Origin of the sequence: Candidatus Protofrankia californiensis, from assembly GCF_900634765.1 — a bacterium.
GTDB classification, from domain to species: domain Bacteria; phylum Actinomycetota; class Actinomycetes; order Frankiales; family Frankiaceae; genus Protofrankia; species Protofrankia californiensis.
This window is the reverse complement of record NZ_CAAAFT010000304.1, coordinates 1,874-3,171: the sequence shown is the minus strand read 5'-3', so window position 1 is coordinate 3,171 and position 1,298 is coordinate 1,874. Positions and strand designations below refer to the sequence as shown.

Here is a 1,298-nt window from a genome sequence, read left to right as displayed (position 1 = left end):
CACCGGTGGCGGCGGACGTCGCCTTCTACTCGACCGTCACCGCCACCCGGCTGCCCACGACCGAGCTGACCCCCGCCTACTGGTACCGGAACCTGCGGGAGACCGTGGATGTCGACCGGACGGTCCGGGTGGCACTCGCGGCCGGGCACGCCACGTTCATCGAGGTGACACCGCACCCGGTCCTCACCGGCGCGATCCAGCGGATCGCGGTGGACGCCGGCCCCGAGCACACCGACACCCTTGTCACCGGTACGTTGCGCCGCCACGACGGGGGTCCCCGCCGGCTGCTCGCGTCGCTGGCCGAGGCGTACGTGCGGGGGGTCGACGTCGACTGGACGGCGGCGATCGACCCGGCGGCGCGCGTGACGGACCTGCCCACCTATCCGTTCCAGCGGCGGCGGTTCTGGCTGGGGGGCTCGGCGGCCCGCCCAGCACTGTCCGCAGTGATACCGGTACAGAACATACCGGGACATGACGCACCAGCCCCCAACGTGAACGTGCCGGCCTCCGGCGCGCCGACGGCGTCCGCCGGCAGCCCGTCGCGGCTGGCCCGCCGGCTCGACGGGCTCTCGCCGAGGGAACGCGACACCGCCCTGCTCGACCTCGTCCGCACCGCGGTGAGCACGGTCCTGGGCCACGCCGGCCCGGCGGGGGTCAACGCCGAGCGCACGTTCAAGGACCTCGGCCTGGACTCGATCGCGGCGGTGCAGTTCCGCGGCCTGCTGGCGACCACGACCGGGCTCGAGCTGACGCCCACATTGACCTTCGACCACCCGACACCCGCCGCACTCGTCCGCCATCTCGCCGAGCTCGCTGCGCTCACCCCGGGGGCCACGAAAGCCGCCGCAGCCGCGCCGCTCGACGGCTCCGGTGTTCACACCGGCACCGCGGCGGGGGCCGTGGCGGACGAGCCGGTCGCGATCGTCGCCGTGAGCGGACGCTGGCCGGGCGGGGCCGACTCCCCCGAAGCGCTGTGGGATCTGGTCGCCACCGGCCAGGACGCGATCGGCGGATTCCCGACGGACCGCGGCTGGGACCTCGACGCCCTGTACGACCCGGGCGACGCCGACGACCGCGGCGCGGGCCGGCCCGGGACGTCCTACACCCGCCAGGGCGGCTTCCTCGGCGACGCCGGCCTGTTCGACGCCGCGTTCTTCGAGATCTCCCCGCGGGAGGCCGCCGCGATGGACCCCCAGCAGCGGCTGCTGCTGGAGACCGCATGGGAGGCGCTGGAACGCACCGGTATCGACCCGGTGGCCCTGCGGGGCAGCTCGACCGGCGTCTTTGTCGGCGCCACG

General features: G+C 74.8%; 1 protein-coding gene. It reads left to right on the top strand.

The window, feature by feature from the left end; genetic code table 11:
- Window positions 1-1,298 (top strand): beta-ketoacyl synthase N-terminal-like domain-containing protein (locus DD1DGNOD_RS27140; protein WP_165036778.1); only part of this gene is annotated, 1,298 nt, incomplete at both ends.